At 77.6% G+C, this 937-nt stretch carries 1 protein-coding gene; it reads left to right on the top strand.

What is annotated here, in order from left to right; translation table 11 throughout:
- Positions 1–937 (top strand): KR domain-containing protein (locus tag ACLEQD_RS44330; protein WP_410391921.1); only part of this gene is annotated, 937 nt, incomplete at both ends.

Below are 937 nucleotides of genomic sequence, written 5' to 3'. Positions count from 1 at the left end.
TAGGACGCGGCTGCGGGACGGGAGGACGTCGGAGCCGCCCGCGCACGTCGCGGTACCTGTGGCGCTGGTGAGGAGGCCGCGCGACCTGGAGGCGGGGCTCGCGACGTCGTTCCACGGGCTGCTCGCGCTGGCGAAGGCGGTGGGCCCGGGCGCGGCGAAGGCGCCCGTGACGCTGGACGTGGTGACCACCGGCGCCCAGGACGTCACGGGCGAGGAGCCGCTGCTGCCCTGGCAGGCGGCCGCCGTGGGCGCGAGCCGCGTGCTGCCCCAGGAGTACCCCGGCCTCACCGTGCGCGCCGTCGACGTCACCTGGCCCGCGCCGGACGAGTCCGCGTCCGGCCCGTGGCTGGAGCGGCTGGTGACGGAGCTGGCCACCGGCAAGGAAGCGGTGGTCGCGCTGCGCGGCCCGTACCGCCACGTGGAGGCGTTCGAGTCCATCGACCTTCCCGGCGCGGCGCCCTCGACGGACGCCGGCACCGCGCAGGCGGCGGGCCTCAAGGACGGCGGGGTCTACGTCATCGTCGGCGGCCTGGGCCGGGTGGGGCTCGCGCTCGCGGAGCAGCTCACGCAGGCGGTGAAGCCGAAGCTCGTGCTGCTGTCGCGCCGCACGCTCCCCGCCCCCGGCGAGTGGGACGCGTGGCGCGCGGGGCCACGACGCCAGGACGCGACGTCCCGGGCCATCGAGCGCCTGCGCGCGCTGGAGCAGGCGGGCGCGCAGGTGCTGGCGCTGCGCGCGGACGCGGGCGTGCCCGGTCAGCTCGACAAGGCGCTCCAGGTGGCGGAGGCGAAGTACGGCCGCGTCGACGGCGTCTTCTACGCGGCGGGCGACGGCGGCATGGCCACCCGCATCTCCGTGGACGAGTCCACGCCGGAGGCCACCACCCCGCTGCTGGCCGGCCGCTTCGGAGGCCTCACGCGGCTGGCGGAGGCGCTGGCG

Origin of the sequence: Corallococcus sp. 4LFB, from assembly GCF_046520365.1 — a bacterium.
In the GTDB taxonomy this organism is placed as follows: Bacteria; Myxococcota; Myxococcia; order Myxococcales; family Myxococcaceae; genus Corallococcus; species Corallococcus caeni.
This window is presented reverse-complemented; position numbering and strand designations above follow the sequence as displayed.